The organism is Dietzia sp. HMSC21D01 (assembly GCF_001815995.1).
In the GTDB taxonomy this organism is placed as follows: domain Bacteria; phylum Actinomycetota; class Actinomycetes; order Mycobacteriales; family Mycobacteriaceae; genus Dietzia; species Dietzia cinnamea.
Map to the genome: position 1 here is coordinate 1 of NZ_KV823592.1, position 2525 is coordinate 2525.

General features: G+C 73.7%; 3 protein-coding genes. 2 read left to right on the forward strand and 1 reads right to left on the reverse strand.

Translation table 11 applies throughout. The features are described 5' to 3' along the window. Window positions 1-1460: DEAD/DEAH box helicase (locus tag HMPREF3086_RS00080; protein ID WP_141763922.1), on the reverse strand; the 1460-nt coding region annotated here is incomplete at its 3' end. A 214-nt stretch (window positions 1461-1674) separates the two neighbouring features. Between HMPREF3086_RS00080 and HMPREF3086_RS00085 the strand changes: the two genes are divergently transcribed. Continuing rightward, entirely contained in the window at window positions 1675-1878 is a 204-nt protein-coding gene (locus HMPREF3086_RS00085) for a cold-shock protein (protein WP_007628711.1), read from the forward strand. 103 nt (window positions 1879-1981) lie between these two features. Then, window positions 1982-2525: hypothetical protein (locus HMPREF3086_RS00090; RefSeq protein ID WP_070719649.1), on the forward strand; the 544-nt coding region annotated here is incomplete at its 3' end.

Below are 2525 nucleotides of genomic sequence, written 5' to 3' on the forward strand. Positions count from 1 at the left end.
CGGCGCACGAGGCCGCGCGCGGCGAGGTCCTCGAGCACCTCGGTCGCGCCCCAGGCCCGCGCCTCGTCGTGCGACATCGGCCGCTCGCTCACGGTGCACCGCAGCTGCCCGGCCAGCAGGACGGGGTTGCGGGGGTCGGTGACGGTGGCCTCGACGGGCCTGCCCAGCAGGGCCTCGGGGTGATGGACGAGGTAAGTGTCCAGCGGGTCGTCGCGCGCGACCAGCATGACCAACGCGCCCTGGCCGCGGCGCCCGGCGCGCCCGGCCTGCTGCCAGAACGAGGCGATGGTGCCCGGGAACCCCGCGCTCACCACGGCGTCGAGGCCGGAGATGTCCACGCCCAGCTCGAGCGCGGACGTCGAGGCCACGCCCACCAGCTCGCCCTCGGCGAGGCCGCGTTCGAGTTCGCGGCGGTCGTCGGCGAGGTAGCCCGCGCGGTAGGCGGCGATGCGGCCGGCGAGCTCGAGTCCGCGCGCCCCGTGTTCCGAGGCGAGGCGCTCGCGGGCGCGCAGCGCGGTGGATTCGGCGCCGGCGCGGGACCGGACGAACGTCAGGGTGCGCGCGCCCTCGGCGACGAGGGAGGCCATGATCGCCGACGCCTCGACGGGCGCGGTTCGGCGGACGGGCGCGCCGTGCTCGCCGGCCAACCCCTCCATCAGCGGCGGTTCCCACAGGGCGACGGTGCGGCCGCCCTGGGGCGAGGCGTCGTCGGTGACCTCGACGCACTCCCGGCCGACGAGGGTGGTGGCGGCGGCCCCGGCGTCGGAGGTGGTGGCGGAGGCCAGGATGAAGGTCGGCGCCGCGCCCATGGCGCGGGCGAGCCTGTCGAGCCGTCGTAGGACCAGGGCGACGTTGGAGCCGAATACACCACGGTAGGAGTGGCATTCGTCGACGACGACAAAGCGGAGCCCCCGCAGGATCCGTGTCCATTGGCGGGCCCTGCCGAGCATCGACAGGTGGAGCATGTCCGGATTGGTGACGATCCACCGGGAGTTCTCCCGGATGAAGGGTCGGGCGTCGGACGGGGTGTCGCCGTCGTAGGAGGCGGGTGCGACGTGCTCCAGCCCGGGCACGGAGTCCACCAGCGAGATCACCGACGACAGCTGGTCCTGCCCGAGCGCCTTGGTCGGGGCCAGGTAGAGCACGCAGGCGTTGCGGTCCTCGGCGAGGGCGCTCAGGGCGGGCAGCTGGTAGCCGAGGGACTTCCCGGACGCGGTCCCCGTCGCCACCACGACGTGTCGACCGGCGTGCGCGTGTTCGGCGGTGGCGACCTGGTGCGCCCAGGGCCGGTCCACGCCCCGGGCGCGCAGTTCGTCGACCAGGCCCGGGTGGGCCCAGGTGGGCCAGTCGGTGTACCGCGCCTCGCGGGCGGGCAGGTCGGCGGCGTGGGTCAGTGGCGACGGACCGGCCGGGAGCTGTTCCAGCAGGTGTCCCAGGAGTTCGCGTCCGAAAGTCGTCACCCTTCGACCGTAGAGGCATCCGCTCCGCCGGTCGATTCGCCGCCGGCCGAGGACCGACGTGCCAGGATCTGTTCTCCTCCCGCTGTTGTCGTGGTCTACTGGAGCCGGTCGTCACAACCGCCCACCGGGCAGCCGGTGAACGGGGGCGTCGGCCCGACACGCGCGGCCATCCCGCGAGTCGCACCTGGCAGTACGGAAAAGGAACGCAGTAAACATGGCACAGGGCACCGTCAAGTGGTTCAACGCGGAGAAGGGCTACGGGTTCATCGCTCCCGAGGACGGTTCCGCCGACCTCTTCGTCCACTACTCCTCCATCGAGGGCACCGGCTTCAAGTCGCTCGAGGAGAACCAGCGCGTCGAGTTCGAGGTGGGCGAGGGCCAGAAGGGGCCGCAGGCGCAGGAGGTCCGCGCCCTCTGACCGATCCGGTCCGGCACGACGAGGCCCCCACCGCACTCGCGGCGGGGGCCTCGCGCCCGTGTCGGGGTCGGCGGTGTCGGGGGCCGACCGTAGGCTCTGATCCGTGACGCAGCTGTCGTTCTTCGCCGCGGACGACCATGTCCCCGACCCCTCGGATCTCGAAGGCGCACTGGCCGCCCGTGGGCAGTCCACCCTGGCCGGTGAAGTGGCTCAGGTGTCGGTGGCGCTCGACGCCGCGTGGCGGGCGGACGCGTTCGAGGCGATCCTGGCCCAGGCGGGACTGGATCCCTCGCGCTCCGAACCGGATCCCGACGGCCGGTGCACGGTTTCCACGGCTCGGACGTCGGTGCTGACGCCGGTGGTCCGCCGCTGGCGGCGGGGTGCCGTCACCGCGGTCCCGGAGGGGTGGACCCCCTCGGCCGGGGCGCTGCGCATCTGGGTCCTCACCGCCGGACACGTCGCCGATACCGGTGTGGTCGAGCTGGGCATCGACGCCGGACTGGAGCACCACGCCCCCCGCCGGGACGCGCTGCGTGCGGCGCTGGAGCGGGTCGGCATCCGGACGACGTACGTCGGGTCGAAGGGCGGCGGCCCGCTGCTGCGACTGGGCACGGCCAGGGCGCGGGCGCGGCTGGCGCAGAACATCG

Excerpts from the sequence above, each read along its gene's own strand:
- HMPREF3086_RS00085 (WP_007628711.1), top strand. The coding sequence starts at position 1,675 with ATGGCACAGGGCACCGTCAAGTGGTTCAACGCGGAGAAGGGCTACGGG.